At 50.8% G+C, this 22,767-nt stretch carries 11 protein-coding genes and 1 pseudogene; all 12 read right to left on the minus strand.

What is annotated here, in order from left to right; genetic code table 11:
- Nucleotides 1-9: 9 nt before the first annotated feature.
- On the minus strand, nucleotides 10-2,196 hold the full coding sequence (locus EZ315_RS01770) for a phage tail tape measure protein (RefSeq protein ID WP_135470084.1): 2,187 nt from the start codon (nucleotides 2,194-2,196) through the stop codon (nucleotides 10-12).
- Nucleotides 2,197-2,220: 24 nt separating this feature from the next.
- A complete protein-coding gene (locus EZ315_RS01775) occupies nucleotides 2,221-3,252 on the minus strand; it encodes a DUF5627 domain-containing protein (protein WP_135470086.1) in 1,032 nt (343 codons plus the stop codon).
- A 54-nt stretch (nucleotides 3,253-3,306) separates the two neighbouring features.
- On the minus strand, nucleotides 3,307-5,076 hold the full coding sequence (locus EZ315_RS01780) for a RagB/SusD family nutrient uptake outer membrane protein (protein WP_135470088.1): 1,770 nt from the start codon (nucleotides 5,074-5,076) through the stop codon (nucleotides 3,307-3,309).
- A 24-nt stretch (nucleotides 5,077-5,100) separates the two neighbouring features.
- A complete protein-coding gene (locus EZ315_RS01785) occupies nucleotides 5,101-7,923 on the minus strand; it encodes a SusC/RagA family TonB-linked outer membrane protein (protein ID WP_135470089.1) in 2,823 nt (940 codons plus the stop codon).
- A 23-nt stretch (nucleotides 7,924-7,946) separates the two neighbouring features.
- Complete coding sequence (locus EZ315_RS01790; protein ID WP_135470091.1) at nucleotides 7,947-9,833, minus strand: RagB/SusD family nutrient uptake outer membrane protein; 1,887 nt, start codon at nucleotides 9,831-9,833, stop codon at nucleotides 7,947-7,949.
- Between the two features lie 10 nt (nucleotides 9,834-9,843).
- Entirely contained in the window at nucleotides 9,844-12,966 is a 3,123-nt protein-coding gene (locus tag EZ315_RS01795; RefSeq protein WP_135470093.1) for a SusC/RagA family TonB-linked outer membrane protein, read from the minus strand.
- A gap of 144 nt (nucleotides 12,967-13,110) precedes the next feature.
- On the minus strand, nucleotides 13,111-14,829 hold the full coding sequence (locus EZ315_RS01800; protein WP_135470094.1) for a glycoside hydrolase family 43 protein: 1,719 nt from the start codon (nucleotides 14,827-14,829) through the stop codon (nucleotides 13,111-13,113).
- Nucleotides 14,830-15,144: 315 nt separating this feature from the next.
- Complete coding sequence (locus EZ315_RS16595) at nucleotides 15,145-15,924, minus strand: sialate O-acetylesterase (protein ID WP_175577979.1); 780 nt, start codon at nucleotides 15,922-15,924, stop codon at nucleotides 15,145-15,147.
- A pseudogene (locus EZ315_RS01805) lies at nucleotides 15,919-17,832 on the minus strand (glycoside hydrolase family 97 protein); the annotation flags it as partial. The gene EZ315_RS16595 and the pseudogene EZ315_RS01805, both read right to left, overlap by 6 nt.
- A gap of 60 nt (nucleotides 17,833-17,892) precedes the next feature.
- Entirely contained in the window at nucleotides 17,893-19,485 is a 1,593-nt protein-coding gene (locus EZ315_RS16285; protein ID WP_242452474.1) for an alpha/beta hydrolase-fold protein, read from the minus strand.
- Nucleotides 19,473-20,159: a hypothetical protein gene (locus EZ315_RS16600; RefSeq protein WP_170957408.1), complete on the minus strand. Its 687-nt coding sequence runs from the start codon at nucleotides 20,157-20,159 to the stop codon at nucleotides 19,473-19,475. Before EZ315_RS16600 ends, EZ315_RS16285 begins: the two co-directional genes overlap by 13 nt.
- 35 nt (nucleotides 20,160-20,194) lie before the next feature.
- Nucleotides 20,195-22,708: a glycosyl hydrolase 115 family protein gene (locus EZ315_RS01815; RefSeq protein WP_242452561.1), complete on the minus strand. Its 2,514-nt coding sequence runs from the start codon at nucleotides 22,706-22,708 to the stop codon at nucleotides 20,195-20,197.
- Between the last annotated feature and the right edge of the window lie 59 nt (nucleotides 22,709-22,767).

The raw sequence follows: 22,767 nt of genomic DNA on the forward strand, positions 1-22,767 counted from the left end.
GGGGATAATTTACTTAGTGAGTCCGTTTACAAGCCCCTCGTAGATATAGTTGCGGTTACCGCCACCTGCCCACGGAGCTACGTATGAACCATCCTCAAGCACTTTGGAGAGATTGAATCCTATGGCGTTCTCGCCGAGGGCTGCCTTGTAAGCCTTGATCACCTCAGCATAATACTCGCCGATAGCACGACGCTCAGAGATGTTGATTGTCGAGGGATTCACGCCAAGATTGTTGCGGTCGATCACACGCACTGCAAAGTCGGAGATACGTACTGGCTTGCCAAATGCCGAGAGAGCCTGCATTGCAGCCACAGCCTCAGCTTCAAGTCCCTCCTGGGTAGCGTAATCCTCGGAGAATGTTGACGAGAGCACAAGGTTGACAGCATCGACAGTCACACCCTTCTGCTCAAGAGCCTCAATCACTCTCTTGAGTTCGGCTATCTCGGCAGGAGTGTTATCACTGATAACGAGAGTCTGGCTTACAAAATAACGCATATCTGATGCGGCATTCTCATTGATCTTTGCCTGAACCTTTGCCACATAGTCCTCGCCGATGTAGTCAGCCCAGTTGAACGCCGCTGACTCGTCATCGAACGGCTCGTCATAGATGATCATATCGGTCACCTTGTCACCTGTAGCGGCAGTCAGACCGTCGATCCACTTGTCAAACTCTCCGCCTATGATCTCGGCTTTCTCTTCAGGAGTCTTTTCAATCACAGTATCCTCGGTAGACACCACACGCTTGAAGGTGTAGTTGTCGAGATAGTAGAATCCTGCGCCTGTTGCAGAGCCGACTGCAAACTCAAATTCGGTAAGAGCCTTCTCCTCTTCGGTAAGTTCAAGGTATCTTGATGGATCGCTTGAGTCAACGAACGACAGACGTATACCTCCACGCGCCCACGGACCACCTTCGGTAGCTCCTGACGATGCAGCATTGGCACCTGTAAACTCCCTGCCGTTGATTATGAATCTCATACCTCCGCCATACTGACCTTTGATAGTTTTCATATCCACCTGGAACATCTCATAATCACCCAGCTTATGACCGTTGGGAAGCTTTATTGTTACCTTAGCAAACGACTGTTTGACAGGAGCCTCAGCAGTACCTACCTGGAGAACCTTTCCGCTCTTTCCTTCGGGGTCATCTACAATCTTTGCCACTCCGCCATTGGTAGTGGGATAGTCTTTGCCGATATTGTCACCCTCGAAATCGAGAACATTGTCAAGACCTGTGTCATCGCCTGCAACCTCCCATTTGATTTTCACATTGTCGATATAGTAGTTACCTGAACCGGTAGCCGATCCGATAGCCATCTTGAATGTGTTCTTGTCAAGGTCAGACTGACTGAACTTACCCGGCTCGAAGGCGAGCTTGATAAGTCCGCGGCCCCACTTGTTGTCCTCGCAGCCAAAAGAGGTGCAATTGCCATACGCCATTTCGGTGCCCTCGATAGTAAGACGCAGACCGGCACCATACAGACCGCCTGAACCCGGAGCCTTGATGTCAAATACCACCATCTTAAGATGTGCGAGAGTCTTGCCCTCAGGCATTGTCACCTCAAATGTAGGCAATGAATATGCAGCAACATTCCCCTCAGCACCTACATGCAGCACATGACCGCTCTCTCCGTCGGGGTCCTCCTCGACAGTAGAGACACTTCCGCCTGTCATGGGATAGGTCTTACCAAGTTCATCACTCTCGAAATCGGTCAGCACAAACTCACCGACCTCAGGCTCAACAGGCTCGTAAGGTATCACTATAGGAGCGATAAGCTTTTTGAGATAATCGGCAGGGAGATTGCTCGCTGAGCAGAGAGCAGGGCCGAACACCGACACACCGGCCTCGCCGGCGGTCGATATAAGGCTTGAGAGAGAGGAGAAATTGTAAACGCCTTCCTCATTGATGAGCTTGGCTGGAGTAAATAGCCCGGGGGCCTCTACCTGAGTATAGTTTGTGGCAACAATGCTGTATGCAAGCTTCTTGGATGCAAAATCCTCAGGTGATACAGACACGCCGAAAGGCACACCCGCCTTTGAGGCATATTCTGTGAGGACATCATACTTGCTGAGAGCAGCCTCCATCTCGGCGTCGTAGGGGACGTCGGGAGTGGGGATGGTGACATCATAGTCCTCATCGCAGGAGGTGAATCCTGCGAGAGCGACTGCCAATGCCATGGTTATTTTAATATGTTTCATGGGAATTCAGAAAAGATGTTAAACCTATTTAACTTCTATGGTCGGATAAACCGCCTGTACGCCACGGTTGCGGAGCACGAGGGTGTCGTTGGTCTTGAGCGACCATCCGGGAGTAGTCACAGTGTATTCCAGATAGAGCGCATCGCGATCCTCGTTGTTGATCACATTCTTTTCGCCGTTCTCTACGAAGCGACCGGTGCCTGTGATGGTGACAGCCGGATCGGTGGAAGAGAGGGCGCAAGTGCCATCCTCGGCAAATGTCAGCTTGAGGGTGTAGTTGTACACGTGGTCGCCGTCAGTCTTGGTGGAAAGCGCGAGAGTGCACTCCTTATATCCGGCAGTAACAACGCTAACCTGCTCATCCTTGATTACATCCGATGCCTTGCGCACTATCTCGGTGCTCACACCGTCGACAGTAAGTATGTCCTTGCCGCTACGCAGATAGATTGCATGCCACGGATTCACATAACGCACAAAGTAGAGAGTGTAGTCCTTGGGGGCAACAGTCCAGTCGGAAGAAACGAGACGGTTAGGATTCTCCACCATAGGCTTGCCCTGTAGGATAGAGTCCACTCCGATAGCACTGTTCATGACCAGCGGAAGCACATAGTTGAAATCAAGAGCCTTGGGGTCATTGAAGAAAGCATCGGTCAGTCTCACATTCACACCGCCGTCCATCGATCCCGAGGGGATAGTGATAGCGTTGCTTTCGAGGGTATAATAGCTCTCAGGCAGAGGGAGCACCTTCCTGCCACCGAAATCGGACGACAGGTACAGTCCGTCACAGAGCGACTCATCAACCGAGATGTTGATTACACGGTTCTTTGAGTTGGAGTAGGCACCACCCATCACAGCCTTCACATACATGATGTGCTGATTGTCGAGCGTGAGATCGATATCGCTGTCACGGCCAAGCTCAATAGTGCGACCCACACGCTGATTGGCGAAGTACACCGCCTGATAATCGAAATCAGGGAACTCATTGTCACCGTTGTGGCAAGAGGTTACGGCCATCGACGCGGCCAGTGCGAGAGTCAATATTTTAAAGGTTTTCATTATGATTCTAAATGATAGATTAAGTTAATGAACTTATTATCCGGGGTTACATGATCACCAGCCCTGATTCTGCTTAAGATTGCTGAACTTAAGCAACTCAGTCTTGGGTATAGGACCGTAGTACATATACGATTCGTACGAACGGGCCTCCACATTCGGGATCACATTATATACACTGTTGTTGGTTATATTCATGCCGCGTGCTGTCTCTTTGAGATCGGCTTTCCAGCGACGGAGGTCCCAGAAACGGAAGCTCTCGAAGCAAAGCTCCAGACGACGCTCGTTGCGGATGAGCTCGCGCATCTTGTCAGGATTGGCAGCACACTCCTCAAGATAAGGATCGCTGTCGATACCCAATGCACGGTGACGGATAGCCTTGATCACATCGTAAGCCGAATAAGAGTGTCCGCCATTGCCCCTCGGGCCCCAAACCTCATTGGCTGCCTCGGCATAGTTGAGGAATATCTCGGTGTAACGGAAACGTGGCTTGAAATGATTCTGACCCTGCTTCATGGAGGGATCCATGTTGACATCCATACGCAGACGCTTCTTCATGTAGTAGCCTGTGCGGGTAGATGTCTCACGCTTGTTGAGACCGTCGGCGGTAGTGGCGTCGGAACCTGTATAGATAGCTGTGTTGTTCACACCCTCGGCTGCACCGTTATATATGATATAGTGGGCGAGGCGGGGATCACGGCCGGCATAAGGCTGCGTTGCATCATACTTGCCGCGCTCATCGCTGATGGGATAACCGTTAGCCATCGGGAATGCGTCAACAAGATTCTGAGTGGGGTTCATGCGTCCGTTTCCGTAGAGCGATGGGGGGAAGTTTGCCTCTTCCTGCTCGGTGTTGTTCTTGTTGACGGACTCACGCCAGATTATCTCCTTGGGGTTTGTTCCGTCCGACATGTTATCGATCTCAGTGGTGTTGCAGTAGTATGTGACACCGGTGGCATCCATGCCTGCTGTGCCTCCGATATGGTCGAGCACTCCGGCTGCCGCATTTGCCGCATCCTCCCAGGTAGTTGCCGATGCATCATAGGCAGGGCTGGCAGCAAGGAGGAGGAGACGTGAACGGATGGCACGGCAAGCCAGGCCGTTGATGAGCAGACGTGAATAATGTCCCATTACTCGGTTGTAGGTACCGGGCTTGGAAGTGATCTTGTCAAACGGTGCGGGGACAGGGTCATCGGTGCCTATGCTCTCATACTCCATGGGGAGATTTTCCTGAGCGAAATCGAGATCTTCAAGGATGAACTTCACACAGTCGTCAAACGATGCGCGAGGCATATTGAAATCATCGTCCACTGTAAGATAATGGTCAAGGATGGGGACACCGGTGAGCTGACCGTCAGCTGTTATGCCTGAATGCGAACGGAGCAGATAGGTCATGAACAGGGCGCGCAGACCGCGAGCCTCGGCAATGGTGCGGAGACGGAACAGTTCTGCTGTCTCGGGATCATTCGCCCAGTTCACCTTATCGACATTCTCAAGGAACAGGTTAAGGTTCTGCACGGAGTTGAGCGAGTTGACCCACTGCGATGTCGGATCATTGTCAGAGGTCCATGAGCCGGAAGTCATCTTACGGAAAGCGTTGTCGGTCTCATTGGTCACAGCATCGTCAGTGGCATAATCGCTGTTGTCATAGTAGGCAGGGATGTTACGATACACATTCACAAGGAAACCCTGTGCGAACTTCGAATCGTCATACATCTGGTCTACATCCTTAAGATTCTCCTGTGCCGGCTCAAACAGGTCGTCACATGAAGTGAAGCCCATTGCAGCACCGAGCGAGAGAATCATAGATATATATAATTTTTTCATCTTGAGTATCATTATTAGGTATTATCAGAATGAAAGCTTGCAACCGACATTGTAGAACCTTGTCTGCGGAGCAGCGGTGCTAAGTTCCATGATCTTACGATTGGGCGAGATTGTGGCAAGGTTTTCACCCTGGAGATATACGCTTGCCCCGGAGAGCACCTTGTTGCCATTGAATAGCGAGGTGGGGAAGTCGTAGGTCAGCTGCACGCGACGTATGTCGAAACGGTTGGTGCTGTATTTCCAGAAAGTGGATACTTGGGTGTTGTTGGCTGTTGTGCCTGTTGTCAGACGTGGAGCTGTCGCTGTAGCGGCAGTCTCGGGAGTCCAACGTCCCCATGCCATCTCCGAGTACTTGCTCTCTCCGCCGTTGCAATAGTAAGAATTGTTATTGAACGCTATGCCACCTGCCTGACCTGTACCGTAAGCGAAGAGAGTAAAATTCTTCCAGCGTGCGGAAAGGTTGAGACCATAGGAGAAGGTCGGAGTGTATCTGCCAAGTACTACACGGTCATTGCTGTCTACCACACCGTCACCATTGACATCCTTATAGCGGAGATCACCGGGGCGGAGTGTGCCACCGAAAGTCTGACGCACGCCACGGTTGTCAATCTCTTCCTGAGTCTGGTAGAAACCTTCACAGATATATCCCATAGCCACGCTGAGGGGCTGTCCTACAGATGCGAGATATGGCTCAGCCGGCATTTCGTCACGCTGTGTCGCCTTATCGGTGTAATAAAGACCTGAGAATCCGAGACCAAGCTCCCAATCTCCTACATTCTTGACTGCATTTAACGAGAAGTCAATACCATGACGACGGTCGTTATTGTAGTTAAGCCAAGGGAGGAACGAAGCATCCCACTTGTTCATGAAGTTGGGGAAGATAGAGTTGGCACCCTGTGTGAGACCACCCTTGGTGTCCTGAATGAAGTAGTTGGCATTCAGGCTGAGCATATTGTCGAATATGGAAGCGTCGACACCCACACGGAACTCCTCACGGGTTATGAAAGTGAGGTCATAATTGTCAGCTCGCTTGGGAAGAGTGGTGTTGCCACCGGCTGTGCCGTCATGCCACTGCCACCAGCCGCCTGTATCACCCTTGAAGCCATAGTATCCCTTATAGAGATAGTAGTCGGTGATATCGATGTCCTGATGGAGCTTGGCAGCCGATGCTGTGAGCTTGAACTCGTTTATCCAGGGAGCATTCTCCTGAATGAACTTCTCCTGACCCATGCGCCATCCGAGCGACACAGCAGGAGAGAAGGCGTTGCGATGCCCGGGTGCGAGCTTTGCTGAGTGAACAAGCGCGCCTGTCACTGTAGCATAATAGCGGTGATCGTAGTTGTAGGATACCTGCGCACCTGCATTGACATTAGAGGTGGCATGAATCGGGCTTGAATCATGATTGGCGTCAGCCGAGTTCTGGGTCTGATAGCCCCATCCCATCAGCGTAGCATCAACCTGATGCAGATCACCGAACACACGGTTGTAGTCAAACTGTGCGCGGAACATCATGTTCTGAAGATATGTAGCCTGACCTACATACTCGTTGGTCGAATTGGTGTCATTGCCATGCTTTACGAGGTTCACTATCATAGGCTTGCCGTTAACGTTTGCCCATGTAGGCTCATAGATAGCATAGTCCTCCTTAAATCCCTCCGAGTAGATGGCGCGGTAGTCCACACCGAACACTGTCTTGAACGAAAGTCCGGCGAGCACCGAGCTGAGGTCGAAGTCCAGACCGAGGTCAAACATGAATGCCCTTGTCTTGGTCTTGATATATCCAGCCTCATATGCATCGGCAATGGCATTGGTGGCATTGCTTGATGTACCGCCGAGGAGATAACGACCGTCGATGAGAGTAGCGGATGCTATCATGTCCTGAAGCTCGGCATTATTTGGGTCCACGAGATCCACCGGGAGGAGCACACCGAAGCGGTTGGGCCATGTGCCTGAAGCCATTCCCCAGAAGTCACCGCGCGAGGTGTAGTTGTCCTGCACGAGCATCGCAGCATTGGTGTAAGCCTTGAGCCAGTTTGTGATGGTCATGTCGACATTTCCGCGTACATTAAGGCGCAGGTCGTTGTCCTTGTCGTGGTCACCTATCTTGATAAGACCGTCGTGGTAATTGAGCCCGAGGTTAAGATAATAGTGGGTGCGCTCATTGCCGCCACGCACCTCGCCGTAGGCTGAGTAAGCATTTGAGAACTTACGCAGATAGTTGCCGTTGTAGTACTTCTGGTTGGGATACTGATAAGGATTGGAGCTTATCGATGAGTTGTAGATGTCGCTCTGAGAGTAACGCTCGCTCATACCGTCATTGCGGCAAGCCTCATTGTAGAGGGTCATGTAGGAAGCCGCATCGAGATAGTTGGGATAGCTCTTCGGGACATCAAAACCCATATTGGCACGGAAATCGATCTTCATGCTTTCGTTCGAGCCACGCTTGGTGGTGATGAGGATCACACCTTTTGCTCCGCGGCTGCCGTAGAGAGCCACTGCGGCGGCATCCTTGAGGATGCTTATGCTCTCTACTTCCGTTGCGAGGACATCACTTGCCTCGCGGGGCATGCCGTCCACAAGGATAAGGGCGTCCTGTCCCCACACGCTGCTGCCACCGCGGTATCCGCCTATGAGTGACTCAAGTGTGCCGTCAAGGCTCGATGTGGCATAGCTTTTCTTCATGAGGTCGGCGACATTGACCGAAGAGGTTGCTGTGATCACATCCTCCTGAGGCTTAGTGCCGAAAGCGACATTGACAATGCTGTCGCTCTGCGCATGTGCTGTCACACCGGCTCCCATAGCCAGCGCAAAAGCCATACAACCTATATATTTTGGTACTATATTCATTGTGATTTCAGATTTTTAAGGTGTTACCATCCCGGGTTCTGACCGAATTCAGGATAAATATTCACGTCTGCAGTAGGCAATGGGAGCCAATAGTGGCGGTCGTCAAGCTTGCGCTCGAACAGCACTTCCTCACGCAGATTAGCCACACGTGCCTCTGACGGATTGCGGAAGCTGAATTCCTTGGTACGGTCGAATTCAAGCTTGGTCTTAAGGGTGTAGGGACGCTTTGTGAGGAGCATCCAGCGACGGAGGTCAATGAAACGGTGACCCTCGAAGGCAAGCTCCACAGCACGTTCGCGATACAGTTCGGGAAGGAAAGCATCGGTGCTGCCTGTGAAACGTGAGGCAACCTCACCTACACCTGCACGGGCACGCACCTTATTGACAGCCTCGACCGCGGTCATCCCGAATGTAGCTGCCTTGGCTGTCGGGCTTCCATAACCGCAAGCAGTGGCTTCGGAATAAAGGAGATAAAGGTCGGACAGACGCATAAGACTAAGCACAACCGACATAGACCATTCCTGAACCCAACTTACATTTTTAGCTGTCTGAGGAATAAATTTTGTCTCCACCAAGCCTGTAAGATTAGATTTCATGCCGTTGGCTATACGCCACTTACCGTCGGAATAGAGGCTTGCATACTTTATTTCTTCTTCTACAATGCCCTTCTCATCGCGTACTACCTGCATGCCATCTATAACAAAATCCTTATAGAAACGTGGATCTCGCCCTTTCCATGGGTAGTTAGGATCATAACCTGACACAGCATCAGCCTCAGTCCATGAAGCTATCGGTTCTCCATTTGCCATGCCATAATAAAGAGCATAGTTAGCTGTCGGCTGTACCTTCACACCTGAAGAGATAACGATCTGTGAAAAATAATCATTACGTTGGTTCCAATCAAAACGACCAAGAAGCTCAACAAGATTCTCCTGAAAGATAGTTTCCTTAAGACCGGGAACACGAGTACCTTTGTCAGCATAATAGAACAGGTCGTTCCACTGAGAGAAATCGGCAAGCTCATATCTGCCTGTTGATTCAGTGATGGCGAGTGCCTCTCCGAGAAGATCGGCAGCACGCTTGCATAGCTCGGTATTATAAGATGCATCACCTGATGATTCATAGTTCATAAGAGGACTTCCTGCCCAAAGGAGGCACTTACCGGCAAAAGCGAGAGCCATGATCTTATTGGCACGCATATTATTATTGCCAAGTGTAGGACGTCCGGCTGTAGTCTTGTCCCAATCGACAGGAAGAAGCTTAGCGGCAGCCTCCATATCAGCAGCAGCAAGCTCAGCTGTCTCACGGTAATTCAGACGCGGGAGCATAGGGGTCTCACCTGAAGGGAGCACATGGTCGATATAGGGTAAACCTCCCCAGTACTGCATGAGCATGAAGTGGAACCATCCGCGGAAGAAGAGCAACTGTCCCTGTATGAGTTCGCGCTCCTCCTGAGTAGCGCTCTGAAGCTTCTCCATATTGGCAAGACCGATATTCGCTTTACGGATACACTTCCACGACAGACGCCATATATTACCCTTGTCGGCCTTTTTATCTGATTCCGGGTTGCCGTTTCCGTTACGCGGGAATCCATATATATATGTGCCATCTTCGACCATTACGCGATAGTTACCCTGATCGACATGATAAGACACTGGACGTGTATCGGACGGTTCCCAATATTCATCTTCGCCATGATTCCACGCATTATGAGAATCTGTAGACGTAATAGAGGGTATACCACCATAAAGTTCCTCTACAAAACCCTGAAAATTACGGAAATTCTTATATGGCTCATTCTCATCAATATCACTTCCGGGTGCTTTGTCGAGATAGTCTGTGCAAGATGCAGTCACCATCACACCGGCAAGAAGCAGAAGTCTGGAGAGTCCTGATATATATTTTTTCATGATTGATTTATTAGAGAGTTATGTCAATACCGAGGTTGAAACGACGTACGGTAGGATATGCACCGTTGGTTGAGTCGAAGCCTCCAAGATTTGCCTCACGGTCGTCAGGCATCTTGGTCCAAAGCAGGAGGTTATCACCATTTAGGTATACACGGCAATTGCTCACACCGATCTTCTTGGTGAACTTTGCCGGAATGCGGTAAGAAACCTCGGCATTCTTCAGACGCACATACGAGCCGTCGTATGTGTAACGTGTGCCACGCGCTGCGACATCAGCTCTGGTGGTCCATCTTGGCATGGGGAGACCGTCGACTGTAGGGGTCCAGTATGCACCCTCTTCATAAGCCACCACATTTGAGTTCTCAAGTGTTGGGAAGTACACCTCACGTGTCACATTGTTCACGCCATAGAACTGAACGAACGCGCTGAATCCTTTCCACTCAAATCCGAGAGTAGCATTGTAGGTGTTCTGAGGCACGGAGCTGTATCCGTAAGGAGCCTTGTCGTACTGGTCGATGATACCGTCGGCATTGAAGTCGATGATACTGTAGTCGCCGGGCAGACGGTTGTTGGCGTTGGATGACCACATCGGAGCTCCATAGAGATCGTCCCAGTTGCGGATAGTGCCCGCATCAATATAGTCGGTACGCTGATTTATGGCATGTCCGGCTTTCTTCTGGTAAGCGGGGAGCAGAGGTGCGTCGTCCTGGAACTTGACCTCATTCGTTGCATGTGTCATCGATGCATTGAGCCATACCCTGAGATCCCTGTTGATGGGATAGTTGAGTCGAAGTTCAAGCTCATAACCCTTACTGTTGACCCTACCAAGGTTGGCTGCGGGTGCGTTGGCTCCGAAATAGGATGGTATGGAACGTCTGCCTCCGTCAATAAATATATCAGTACGCTTGTCGGCGAATATATCGACAGAACCGGCAACAAGACCATTGAGGAATCCATAGTCAAGACCTAAGTTACGCTTCTCGACCTTCTCCCATGTGATGTCAGAGTTACCGAGCACGCTGATACGATAGAATGTGTAAGGAGTGTTGGCTGGATTTATGCTACCCATCATGACATTGCCTCCGGAAACATACTGATCGCTGTAAAGCCAACGCCCGCCGGCACTGTCGTCACCTACCTTACCCCACGATCCGCGGAACTTGATCTGGTCGATCCATGTGAGATTACGCATGAAAGGCTCCTCGCTAAGACGCCATCCAAGAGAGAATGAGGGGAAGAAGTCGAAACGGTTGTTGGAACCGAATTTCTCAGATCCGTTGTAGGCACCGTTGAACTCGAAGAAGTAGCGGGAATCAAAATTGTAGGTGGTACGGAACACCCAGTCCTCACGATAGTGGTGGAACTCATTGCCGGTAGCATAGTTCTCGCGGTTGAAAGCACCCATGGCTGTAACCTCATGCTTGCCGAACTGGCGTGCATAATCGAGCTGGAATGCATAGTATACCTTACGGAAGGTCTTGTCAAGGAACACCTCGCCCTTGCTTGTCGACCAGTATATACCGTCGTTATAATCGAGCTGAGTACCCTCGTCAGTCTCATATTTGTACTTGACTGCACCGGTAAGAGGATCTACCCACATCTTCTGGGCATTATTGTCGAGGTCGTTTATACCGCGGCGTCCCTCAACAAATGTGTAGTCGAGCGACAGACGGCCCTGCACATGCAGACCCTTGGTGATGAAGTCAAGGTCCTGACCAAGAACGAAGTCAGAATTGATCTTGGTGGTGGTGCGCTTCTCCACACCGTTGGTTGCGATATTGAAAGCCGAGTTAGGCACGTCAGCCTCACGAGGAGCATAGTAGCCCCACACGCCGTTGCTATAGATGGGGCGCATGGCTGCCGGGGAGGTCTTATAGGCTGCGTTCCAGTAACCTGAATCGGTAGGATCCCATGAGTTACGCTGGTAAGGAGCCTGCTTGCGACCGTTTGATCCGAAGAGGTTAACTGTAAGTTTGGTTGTGGGGGTGAGGGAGAAGTCAAGATTAGAGCGCACATTCACACGGTTGAATCCGAAACCGGTCTTGTATCCGCGGTTATTCTCGAATGTCTTGAAAAGGTCACCTTCATGCAGGAAGTCGACTGCTGCATAGTATTTTACAAGCTTGGTACCGCCTGTCACGTCGACACTGGCATTGTAAGAGAATGCGGCATCCTTGAACAGATAGTCCTCCCAGTCGACATTTGGGTAACGGTCCCACTCCTCGGCATTAAGAGGATTGCGGTACTTCTCTATCATGCTCATAGGCAGCATGTCGGCCCATGCATCATTGCCGGGCACCATGAGCTCGCGCTGGATGGCGCGGTTGCGGATCATGTATGAATCGTAGGAGTCATATTTCTTCGGTAGCTTCGAGGCTACTTTCGCTGTCATGTTGGCTCTCGCATGAACCTTGGCATTACCCTCCTCACCACGCTTGGTGGTGATAAGGATCACACCGTTCGCACCCTTCACACCATACACTGCTGTGGCTGATGCGTCCTTAAGTACTGAAATGTTTGCCACGGAGGATATGTCAACCGAGCTCATCTCGCGCTCGATACCGTCCACGAGGATAAGGGGAGCACTGTTGTTCCATGAGCTTTGGGAACGGATGATGATCTCGGGGTCCTCCTCGCCCGGCATACCTGACGAAGCGGTGGTGATAACGCCGGGAAGGTTACCTGTAAGGGCGGCACCTACACTCGACACACCACCGGCACGTTCAAGCACCTCGCCCGATGCCTGTGTGATGGCACCGACTATAGAGGCTTTTTTCTGCTGACCGTAGCCCACCACGACTACCTCGTCGAGCTGAGTGGTGTTGGTTAACAGGGTGACGTTGATTGTGGTCTGGCCGTTCACCTGGACCTCCTTGGGGTCCATGCCGATATAAGAGAACACAAGCACGTTCTTCTGAGTATCGGGAAGCTTGATTGTGTAGTTACCGTCAATATCGGTGGCGGTAGCCACTCCCGGGGTACCCTTGAGCTGGACAGTCGCGCCGATAAGCGGCTCGCCCGTATCGTCCACTACAGTACCCTTCACTGTGTCGGCCATTGCTGTAGCTGTGCCAAACAGCAATACTAACAGCAACATGACAAGGGAATGATGTAAATTAGCTACATTCTTCATTGTTACTTTTCTAAATAATAAGACTTTGTGATTTTAGTGATACATCGGCAACCATAGGATGCCGGAAATTAAAATTAAGGTTTATTAATAAGGTATTTGATCAGATAATAATTGGGGGTAATAAATTGGTATTAATTATGTTAATTAGATTCTTGTCTTTGATGCGTAGAGTCCTACGAGTGTGCCTGTGAAGCCTCCGGCAGCGGCTGTGGATGTGTGGCGCGCGTCCACACCCGACATGAGTGTCTCCCATGTGTCGCCACGGTCGGTGGAGAACATAAAGTCATAGCTCTTGCCCTTTGACACCAGACGCAGATCCACTCCTGTGACATCGGCATCCAAGGGCATGCTTGCGATATCGGTGGATCCGTTCTCGTCAATCTTCCTTAGCACCATAATATTGCCGTCATCATTGCGTGACTTGGCAAACTGATACTGGTGTGTCTCATCCTTCATCACCACGAGACCGGCATGCTGACATGTATCGGCAGGCTCAAACACCATATGAGTGGTACATTCATAGTTGTGGTGCTGAACACGACGGCCCACGAAAGCTGCCACATCCTTCTCGGTGGTCGGGATCTCGGAACACTTTAGGGTAAGATGGTTGACAGGGGCCGAGAGAGAGTACAGCCCGGCTGCATCGCCACGAAGTGTGTGCCACTCCATATCAAGCGACGGAGACATAAAATTGTCGGTCCATTCAAAATTGCCGAATGTAACCGAATCGGTACGGGTCACACCCGGACGCGACACGATCATAGGGATGGTCTCGCCATGCTTTGTGATGTAAGGCCATCCGTCCTCAGTCCATTTCACCGGGAGCATGAATGTCTCTCTGCCGAGATTCTCATAGTCGCCATCTATAGGACGGCATGCGAGAAACACTGCCCACCAGTCCCCCTCGGCAGTCTTTACAAGGTCGGCATGTCCGGCACAGGTCACAGGATCTGGGCGGTTGTTGTCAAGGTCACGCTGGGTGAGGATGGGGTTGCCCTCCCAAGGCTCGAACGGTCCCATAGGCGACTTGCCGCGATATATCACCTCGCTGTGCCATCCGCTGGTGCCACCCTCTGCTGTCATCAGATAATAGGTGCCGTCCACATTATATATATGTGGTCCTTCACACCATATCGGTTTCTCCTCTGGACGGCAACCTTTGTTGACGATTATCTTGCGCTCGCCGATACATTTCTCAGTCTCTGTATCGAACTCTACGATTCTCACTGTGCGGTGTCCCGGATACTCGGGTTTATAATCGGGCGCATCATCATTGTTCACGATATATGCGCGACCGTCATTGTCAAAGAAGAATGACGGATCGATACCCTGCACCTCCGGAAGATACACCGGTTCGCTCCATTCGCCAAACGGGTCCTGGGTCTTCACAAAAAAGTTTCCTGCACCCACATTGGTGGTGATCATATAATATGTCTTGTTGGCAGGATTATACTTTATATCCGGAGCAAAGATACCTCCGCTCACATGCTGGTGACGGAAGTTCTTGAGCTGCGACTCGCGGGTGAGCACATGCCCTATCTTAGTCCAGTTGACCAGATCGCGGCTGTGGAACACCGGAACACCCGGAACATAAGTGAAAGTAGAAGTCGCCAGGAAGTAGTCCCCCTCGCCATTGGTGCATATCGTAGGGTCGGAATACCATCCCGGAAGTATAGGATTATAGAATGAACTCTCATCGGGGAGAGGATTGTGTGCATAGAAATCGTCGTTGCCCTTATAGGAGAACGACTCAAAGATTGCAGCATCTGCCTGAGGTGCCACGTCGGCCTGACGTGACGTCCCGCAACTTGATGCCGCAAACAATGTGCACGCTGCTATGACACTGAATGAAGTGTGATTCATCGGTTATAGTTTTGGTTTTAGTTGGTATCAGTTCCTTACGGTTATTTATGCTTGTGTTCTATGGCATTCTTCGCAAAAAAGATTCTACGCAAAGGTAGATTATCATTCACATTATTTAATAAATGTGTATCTCATAAGCGTAATCCCATGTTACCTGGACAGGACAAAATGTCTCATATCCGTACATATTTATCTCACGACTACTGAATATCAACTTATTAGCATTTTTGTGATAATGTATCATAATTATGACACACCATCACATTTTATAGTTACATATTTCCCGGACGCCGGGACGCCGATGATGCAAAAAATCTACTTCTTAAGCAGAGGCAACATCGCCTGGGCGTAACGCTTTCCGAGCAGGCGATACCCCTCGGCTGTGAAATGCAGCCCGTCAGGCGCACCGTCACATCCATCCGCCGACACCACATGGGCAGTAGGTATCACTTCGGGCAATGTGTTGATGATTTTGCTCATGGATGCACACTTGCCCCCTTTCTCGGCTGACAGCATCTCTCCGGCAAGCAGAGGCACATCCTCGGCACGAAGGTCAAGATCGGCGAGAATTCTCTCATAAAGATTCTTCACCTTGACAGGCCATTCCGCATCGCCGGTATTGGACTCTCCCTGATGAAGAAGAATCCCTTTGATGACACCGTCGGCCTGTGCGGCACGCGCCATGTCGATCAGACGCTGATAAGGATTGTTGTCATAATTCCTGACAGTCGACTTCAGCCAGTCAGGCTGCCCTTTTATGTGGTCGGCGCAGTTGATCGGGTCAAAAAGCTCGATGCGGCATCCGCCCACAGCCACATTTATGACACCTACTTCCACCTTCTCAGGAAGAGACTTCACAAGCTCCCTGCCGAAATAGTCGGCAGGTGTCAGCCCGGTGTTGCCACGTGCCAGCGGAGGCTGTGCAGTGTACCATCTCCCTTTCAGCCTTCCCTTGCCGGGCATATCCACAGCCGCCATCATATGGAAGCGCGGGCTTATACCGGCTGTATCACAGCTTTCGTACCTTGCATTGCCCTCCATGTTTGACTGTCCGAGGCATAGATACACATGGAAATCGGGATTGGATCTCTTCATGATGACAAATCCTCCGCCTGTCGGCATTGTCACCTTGATCCTTCCCTTCTTGTCCGCCTTGACCTCACTTACCGAACCCACTAGGTTCTTGTCATCGCTATACAGCCTGACTCTTTCGCCCGGAGCTATCATATCGGGTGACATGTTGAGCGTCACTGGCGACGAGGAAGCATTCACTCCCACTATATACCAGTCACTTCCATGACGTCGGGCGATGACCGCATACCTGCCTGGATAGCCGTCAATGTAGCGTGTGTCGTCCCATGTGGTCGGCACTGCCTTCATAAAATCTATAGCCCAGTCGGGGGCGTCTGCTATATTGTTGGGTGCGAGAGCGAAATGCTGCAACGCGCTCTGAAACATCACTGCCGTGGCAAGCGCGAACACATCAGATGTGACACGCTTCGATCCCTTTGGCGCGTTGGCGGCATTGTAATGCTTGTTAAGCGCGCTACCGCCGAAGTCCATGCTACCCACAGCGTTGCGCACAAACGGATGTATTGTGGCATTGAACGCCTCATTGTCACATGCCCCCTGCGAGAAATGCAGATTCTCGCTTGCAAGCACTGCCTCACTGGCGGCATAATTGGGATACATGCGCTCCCATCCTCTCGGAAGTGTACAGCCATGGAACACTACAAGAAGACCGTAGTCATTGGCATCGGCAAGAATATCGTGATACAGACGCATGGTCTCCTGCTTGTCACCGCCGAAGAAATCCACTTTTATGCCTCGTATCCCGTTCTTCTGCATCCATGCCATATCTTTGCGACGCTTCACAATGTCGTTCATAATGCCGCGAGGTCCCTGGGGCGCATCGTTCCATGAGCCGTTAGAGTTGTACCACAGCACAAGGTCCACCCCCTTGGAATGACCGTAAGCTGCAAGCTCCTCCATGCGGTCATAGCCTATCTGGGTATCCCAGAGGGCGTCAACGAGCAATGATGTATAACCCATTTCCGATGCAAAGTCCACATAACGCTTCTGCTCATCGAAATTACAGCTGCTGTCCATACCTATGATCCAGCTCCACATCCCCTTGCCGTAAGTATAATCCTTGGAAGGAGCATACAGGGGTCTGACAACGTCAAACGGCACTGTTGTCTCCACCACAGGAGCAAGGGTCTCCCCTACCGTGATAGTACGCCAGGGGGTATAGCCTGGGAGTGGAATGGATGCGCATGACGATCCAAAGCCATTCATCTCACCGCTCTGGGGATATCCTACGGTATATCTGCCACCATCTCCGCCCAGCAGGCGTGAAGCACAGTAATCACCGGCTATACCAGTCTCTGATATGAGGGTCCATCCCTTGTCGCCGTTCCTGAAAAGGCAAGGGAACGTATACCCCTCGCCCCAACCGTTTTTGCCGGTGGCATCATCCATCGTGTAACCAGTCTCATAGCTTGGAGAAGTGCGCGCAAATCCGCCCATAGGTTTCGACTGCGGACACAGGAAAGTGGTGGTGCCGTGGGGCATAACAAAACCTGTGGTCTCATTCAGCACCAGGCAACACAGCCTCTCACCCTGAGGATAAAGCTTGTAGCGGAACGCCACATTGTTATCACTGACCTCAAATATCACATCGTAAATCTTCTTTCCTTCACGCCCGAATGTGTAGTCACGGCTATTCGCCCTGTATTCCACATGGCTTTTCTTTATGTTCGGCAAAGAATAACTGTCCGAGACTTTGCGGTCGGCACTTGCCTCCATAAGAGACATCGATCCGGTGAAATCTCCTATATTAGTATTCACTCCGAGCGGGGAATCCATGATGAATTTCTCACCCTTGTGTGCCACCGAATAAGTGGGCACACCGTCAACCACCGACACCGTAACCACTGTCAAGCCATCAGGGCTGCTCACGGTCAGATTATCGGTCGGCGAAGCACTTGCCGCCACACACATCACGGCAGACAAGGCTGTAGTTACAATTCTGTTCATTATATATGTTTAATTTACATTATATTATCTGAATAAAAGCGGAAGGAACTCATTAAGACACCTGCGCCATGTGAGCCACTCATGGTGCGTCCCTGCCGACTCATAATACACGTTGTTTATGCCTGCACCTGTAAGAGCCGCGCTTATCTTGTCACTTGCGAAATTCTCTTCCGAGCCTTTGCCCATAAAGAATGTCCTGACCTTTGAATTGAATGAAGATGCATCGGCAAACACTCCGTCATACACCTCAGTGATCTTCGACGGATCGAGGAACAATGCTCCGCTGAATGTGCCTATGTGGGCGAATCTGTCAAGATTTCTGAGAGTGGTGACAAGTGTCTGGTGACCGCCCCACGAAAGTCCTGCCATCGCACGGTTGTCACGATCACTGAGAGTGCGGAATGTGGAATCAATGAAAGGTATTATCTCATTGAGCATTATAGGTGTGAAGCTCGCTCCGAATTGGTCACGGCTCTCGCCACGGCGTGTGCCGTGGATATATCCGCAGTTTCCGTAGTCCATCACCACAATCATCGGACGGCACTTTCCGGAAGCTATCTGATTGTCAAGGATATTGGCTACCATTCCCTGCTGATGCCATCCGCGCTCATCCTCACCCATGCCATGCTGGAGGTAGAGCACCGGATAACGCTTGCCTGGAGATGTCTCATACTCTGCCGGAGTGTACACATAACACCGGCGCGGAGCTTTCTCTATGCCGGAATTGTAGAAACATTCCCTCACCTGTCCGTGAGCAACATCAGGATTGTATGTGTAATAGGCGGCGTCAGCTGTGCTTTCAGGTATCTCAATGCCTCCTGCCATACGTCCGCAACCGAAGAATGCTTCGCTTGATGGATCAATCACACTCACACCGTCCACAAGGGCAAAATAATAATGGAATCCAACTACCAGAGGATCAGTTGTCACTGTCCAGTAGCCTTTGCCGTCCTTATTCATGTCGTACTTGCGGCCACATATATCTATCTTGACATCCCTTGCCTCGGGAGCATGTATCCTGAACATTGCCCTGCCGTCAGAAAGCACGCGGGGGTATACAGCCTCAGGGATATTGGTTGACGCTACAGAGCCCTGAAGCTCGGCATTTTCGTCAGCCGCCGGGAATCTTTCAGGATAAAGCACTCTGGCTGCCGCCTCGCCCATCGCCTTGTAGCCGGCAGGATTGGGATGAAGCCAGTCAAACTGGTATTTAGGATTCATTCTCAAAGGGTTGGAGGGATCAGCTATCACGGCATCAAAGTCGATAACCCCATCGAACTTTCCGCTTGTACGAATCCAATCGTTCACTGTCCTGCGTGCTGCCTCATGGAACTCAGACCAGTAATCCGTATTGCCAAGCTGTGTGATAGTGCCGCCGTACACCTTAAGCCCTTTGGCTTTTGCCTTAGATATAAACGACTCATAGGCTGCGATAAGCTCTCCCACAGTCTTTTCGGAATTTCTGCTGCAACCTATATCGTTTATTCCCTCATAAATCACCACTCCGGTCAGACCGCTCTGTCCCATCACGTCACGGTCGAAACGCTTCACGGCCGGTTCGCTCAAACCTCCCGACACCACGCAATTGCCGCCAATGCCAAGATTCAGAATGCCCACTTCGCCCCTAACAGCTCAGCACACACATCCGTCCAGCGGTTCTGCTTGTCAGTGGTGGTTCCACGCCCATCAGTTATAGAGTTTCCTATTACGGCTATACAATCCTTGTTGTCAGCCTTGACCTCAAGAGCACTTATGTTGTACCAATGTTCAACTTTCTCAGCCACCTCGAAATTCTTTTTGGGCTTCGATTCACCTTTCATTATATATGAAGTGGTGCGTGAGCCTCTATGTGAGGTAGCATTCTTAGGTGTTTTCTCACCATAATTGATAGTGACCGACAACAATTGGAGCGGCTTAAGATCATACTTCAACGGATCGCTGTACACCGCACCCTTGGGATCAATAGTCACCCCGCTCTTGCCGTCAAACTTCAGGTAACGCACTGTTGATGGCACTATTCCGTCACCATCCTTGGGATCTGCGATATACACTGATTTTATCTCTACCGGCTCATTGCTGAACTCGTTGGAGAGCTTCAGCCTCAGTTCATCCGACCCGAGGGACACATGGATAACCTGCCTGAGAGAATTTCCTGAAAGCGACACGCTCTTAGGCATATCCCCCTCTCCGGTAAACTCCGGGGCTGTTGCCCAGGAGCCGACCCAATTCCCGGCTAACGCGACGAGCGACATGGCACTCGTAAACACGAACGTTAACAACTGTCTTTTCATTCTTTAATCTATGTAATGTATTAGAAATATTTTCATTATTCAGCCACACGGCGAGGGGACTCCTCCCCATGCAGATACGATGTCTTATAACCGCCGAAATCAACGACTATCTTCTCAAACACCACCCCGGGATCAAGCGGGGAGAGTTCAAGCACAACAGGTTCACCAGCCTTATGCGACGGCACCTGCAATCTCACACTCTTCTCCACCACACGGCGTGCCACTGTAGGATAGAACACACTGTATATGTTCTTCGGAGCCTCATTAAGATCTCCGTTGTAGTTGACCTCCTTTGGCTCTTCTCCTTTGAATCCTATGGAATAGCGGTGGCCTTCAAGATTGGCAAACGCAAGAGTCGACTTAAGCACCACAAGGACTTTCACCTCCTTGACACCCTCAGGCAGCATCATCGAATATTCAAGTTTCGCACCATCAACAGGCTCGGTGTAAGGCATCACCGACAAGCCGCTCAAAGTCCTGCCCATGTGAGGCATCACAGTCCATCGCGCATCGCTCTTCGGATTTACAGCCTTATAATAATGCTGTGCCTCGATGGAAACATATCCGTCTGACGGAGAGAACGTATATCCGCCACCGTTCCCTTCAGACACCTCCACTCTATGTATCTCAGGAAGAGTGTCAGCCTCAAATGCATCATTCCACGACTTGTAGCCTATATGCTTCTGTGTCATCATGCCGTCCCATTTACCACCTGACATGACCTTGTTATAATAATTCATAAGCTCTGCATCTCTCTTGAAGCAGGCTTCCACGCGGTCGGCCCACAGATTGGCTTCAGGGTCGCCATTCTTATACAGCTTGTTGTTCATTGCCTGTGCGTAGTACATGTCATAGAGATTGCCCATAAGCTGGAGCGGGAACAGGATTATCTGCTGATATGCGTCACGACTCTCAGGAGCAATTGACATATATTGGCGAAGAGCCTCTGCCTCAAGGCGGGCATATTGGTCAGCCACTTTGCGCCACTCTCCATTCTCAATAGAGTACGTCCTGCTGTCAAGCATTTCAGGGGTCACTCTGCCGTTGTATTTGCACAGAAGATTGAGTATGCGAGCCGCCTCGGCTGCATTCTCCTCGCCAAACTGCTGGGCACAGAACTTCTCCGTATGCTCAAGCAATGAGGAAGCATCATAGCGGTGCGGGTTCCATGCCATGTCAAGAAACAGTGTGATAGGATATTCCATAGGCTTGAGGTCACCCACATTCAGTATCCACAGACGGTCCACACCATAATCATATGTAAGCTGCATCTGTTCCCACATGTTCTGGATAGGAGTGCAATTCAGGAGTTTGCTGTTACGCGGAGCTCCCACGTAGTCGACATGGTAGTACATGCCCCAACCGCCTGGATGTTTACGCTCCTTTTCATTAGGAAGACGGCGCACATTACCCCAGTTGTCATCACATAACAGAAGTGTCACATCGTCAGGCACCCTGAGGCCGGCATCATAATAATCAAGCACTTCTTTATAAAGAGCCCACACTTGCGGAGTCTCCTTCGCCGGACGTCCCGATTCCTTCTTTATGATACGACGCTGATTGTCAATAACCTTTTCAAGCAGCTTGACATCTGCCTCGGCACTCATTGCCTCGTCACCGTCACCACGCATACCTATAGTTATGACATCCTCGGTGCCCTTTGCCCGCGCCACGCCCTCAGCAAAGAATTTGTCAAGTACTTTCTTGTTTGTGGCATAATTCCATGCCCCATAATTCTTACGATTGCGCGCCCACTCCTGATGGTTGCGCCCCATAGGCTCATGGTGAGATGTCCCGATGATGACACCCATGCGGTCGGCAGTAGGACCATTCTCCGCATCATCGGCATAAAAAGCCCATCCCCACATGGCAGGCCACATGAAATTGCCGCGCAGACGCAGTATGAGCTCAAACACTCGCTCATAGAACCTATGGTCGCCATATCCTGTCCCATAAGTATTCTTAACCCATCCGGTCAGGCAGGGAGCCTCGTCATTGAGGAATATTCCACGATATTTCACAGCCGGCTCCCCTGCTGTGTATGTGCCCTTCTCCATAGAGAGATTATCGTGATGGCTAACAGGCACATCAGCCCAGTCATACCATGGTGACACACCTATCTGCTCCGACAGTTCATATATTCCATACACAGTACCGCGACGGTCGCTTCCGGCTATCACCAATGCCTCTTCCACACCGGCAAAAGGCGCAGCCACTACGGTCATGACATATTTCTCATTCTTCCCTTTCAGTTCACTGCTGCTGATTTTGCCATCCTTTATGAGCCTGTCGACCAAAGGAGTTCCTACAGTCCCTGCTATCACCAGTCGCCTACCCTCGGGAACACTGACCATAGCAGCATCATTGCCGGTAACAAGCCCGAAATCCTCACAGAGATTCTTCGCTGCGATCTGTACAGCACTGTTATCCGACGGATCGACACACACACTTACCGGTATGGATGCCTCGACAAGAGTAAACCTTCCTGCCGACAATTCCGGACTGGTGATACCGGGATGATCAAGAGCCTGCGAGACAAAAGCCGACATAGCAGCGGCCACAAGCAGGCTGTTTCTTAATGTTAAAAATCCCATATTCTGATTGGTTA

The sequence above is a fragment of the Duncaniella freteri genome (assembly GCF_004766125.1).
Lineage (GTDB): Bacteria > Bacteroidota > Bacteroidia > Bacteroidales > Muribaculaceae > Duncaniella > Duncaniella freteri.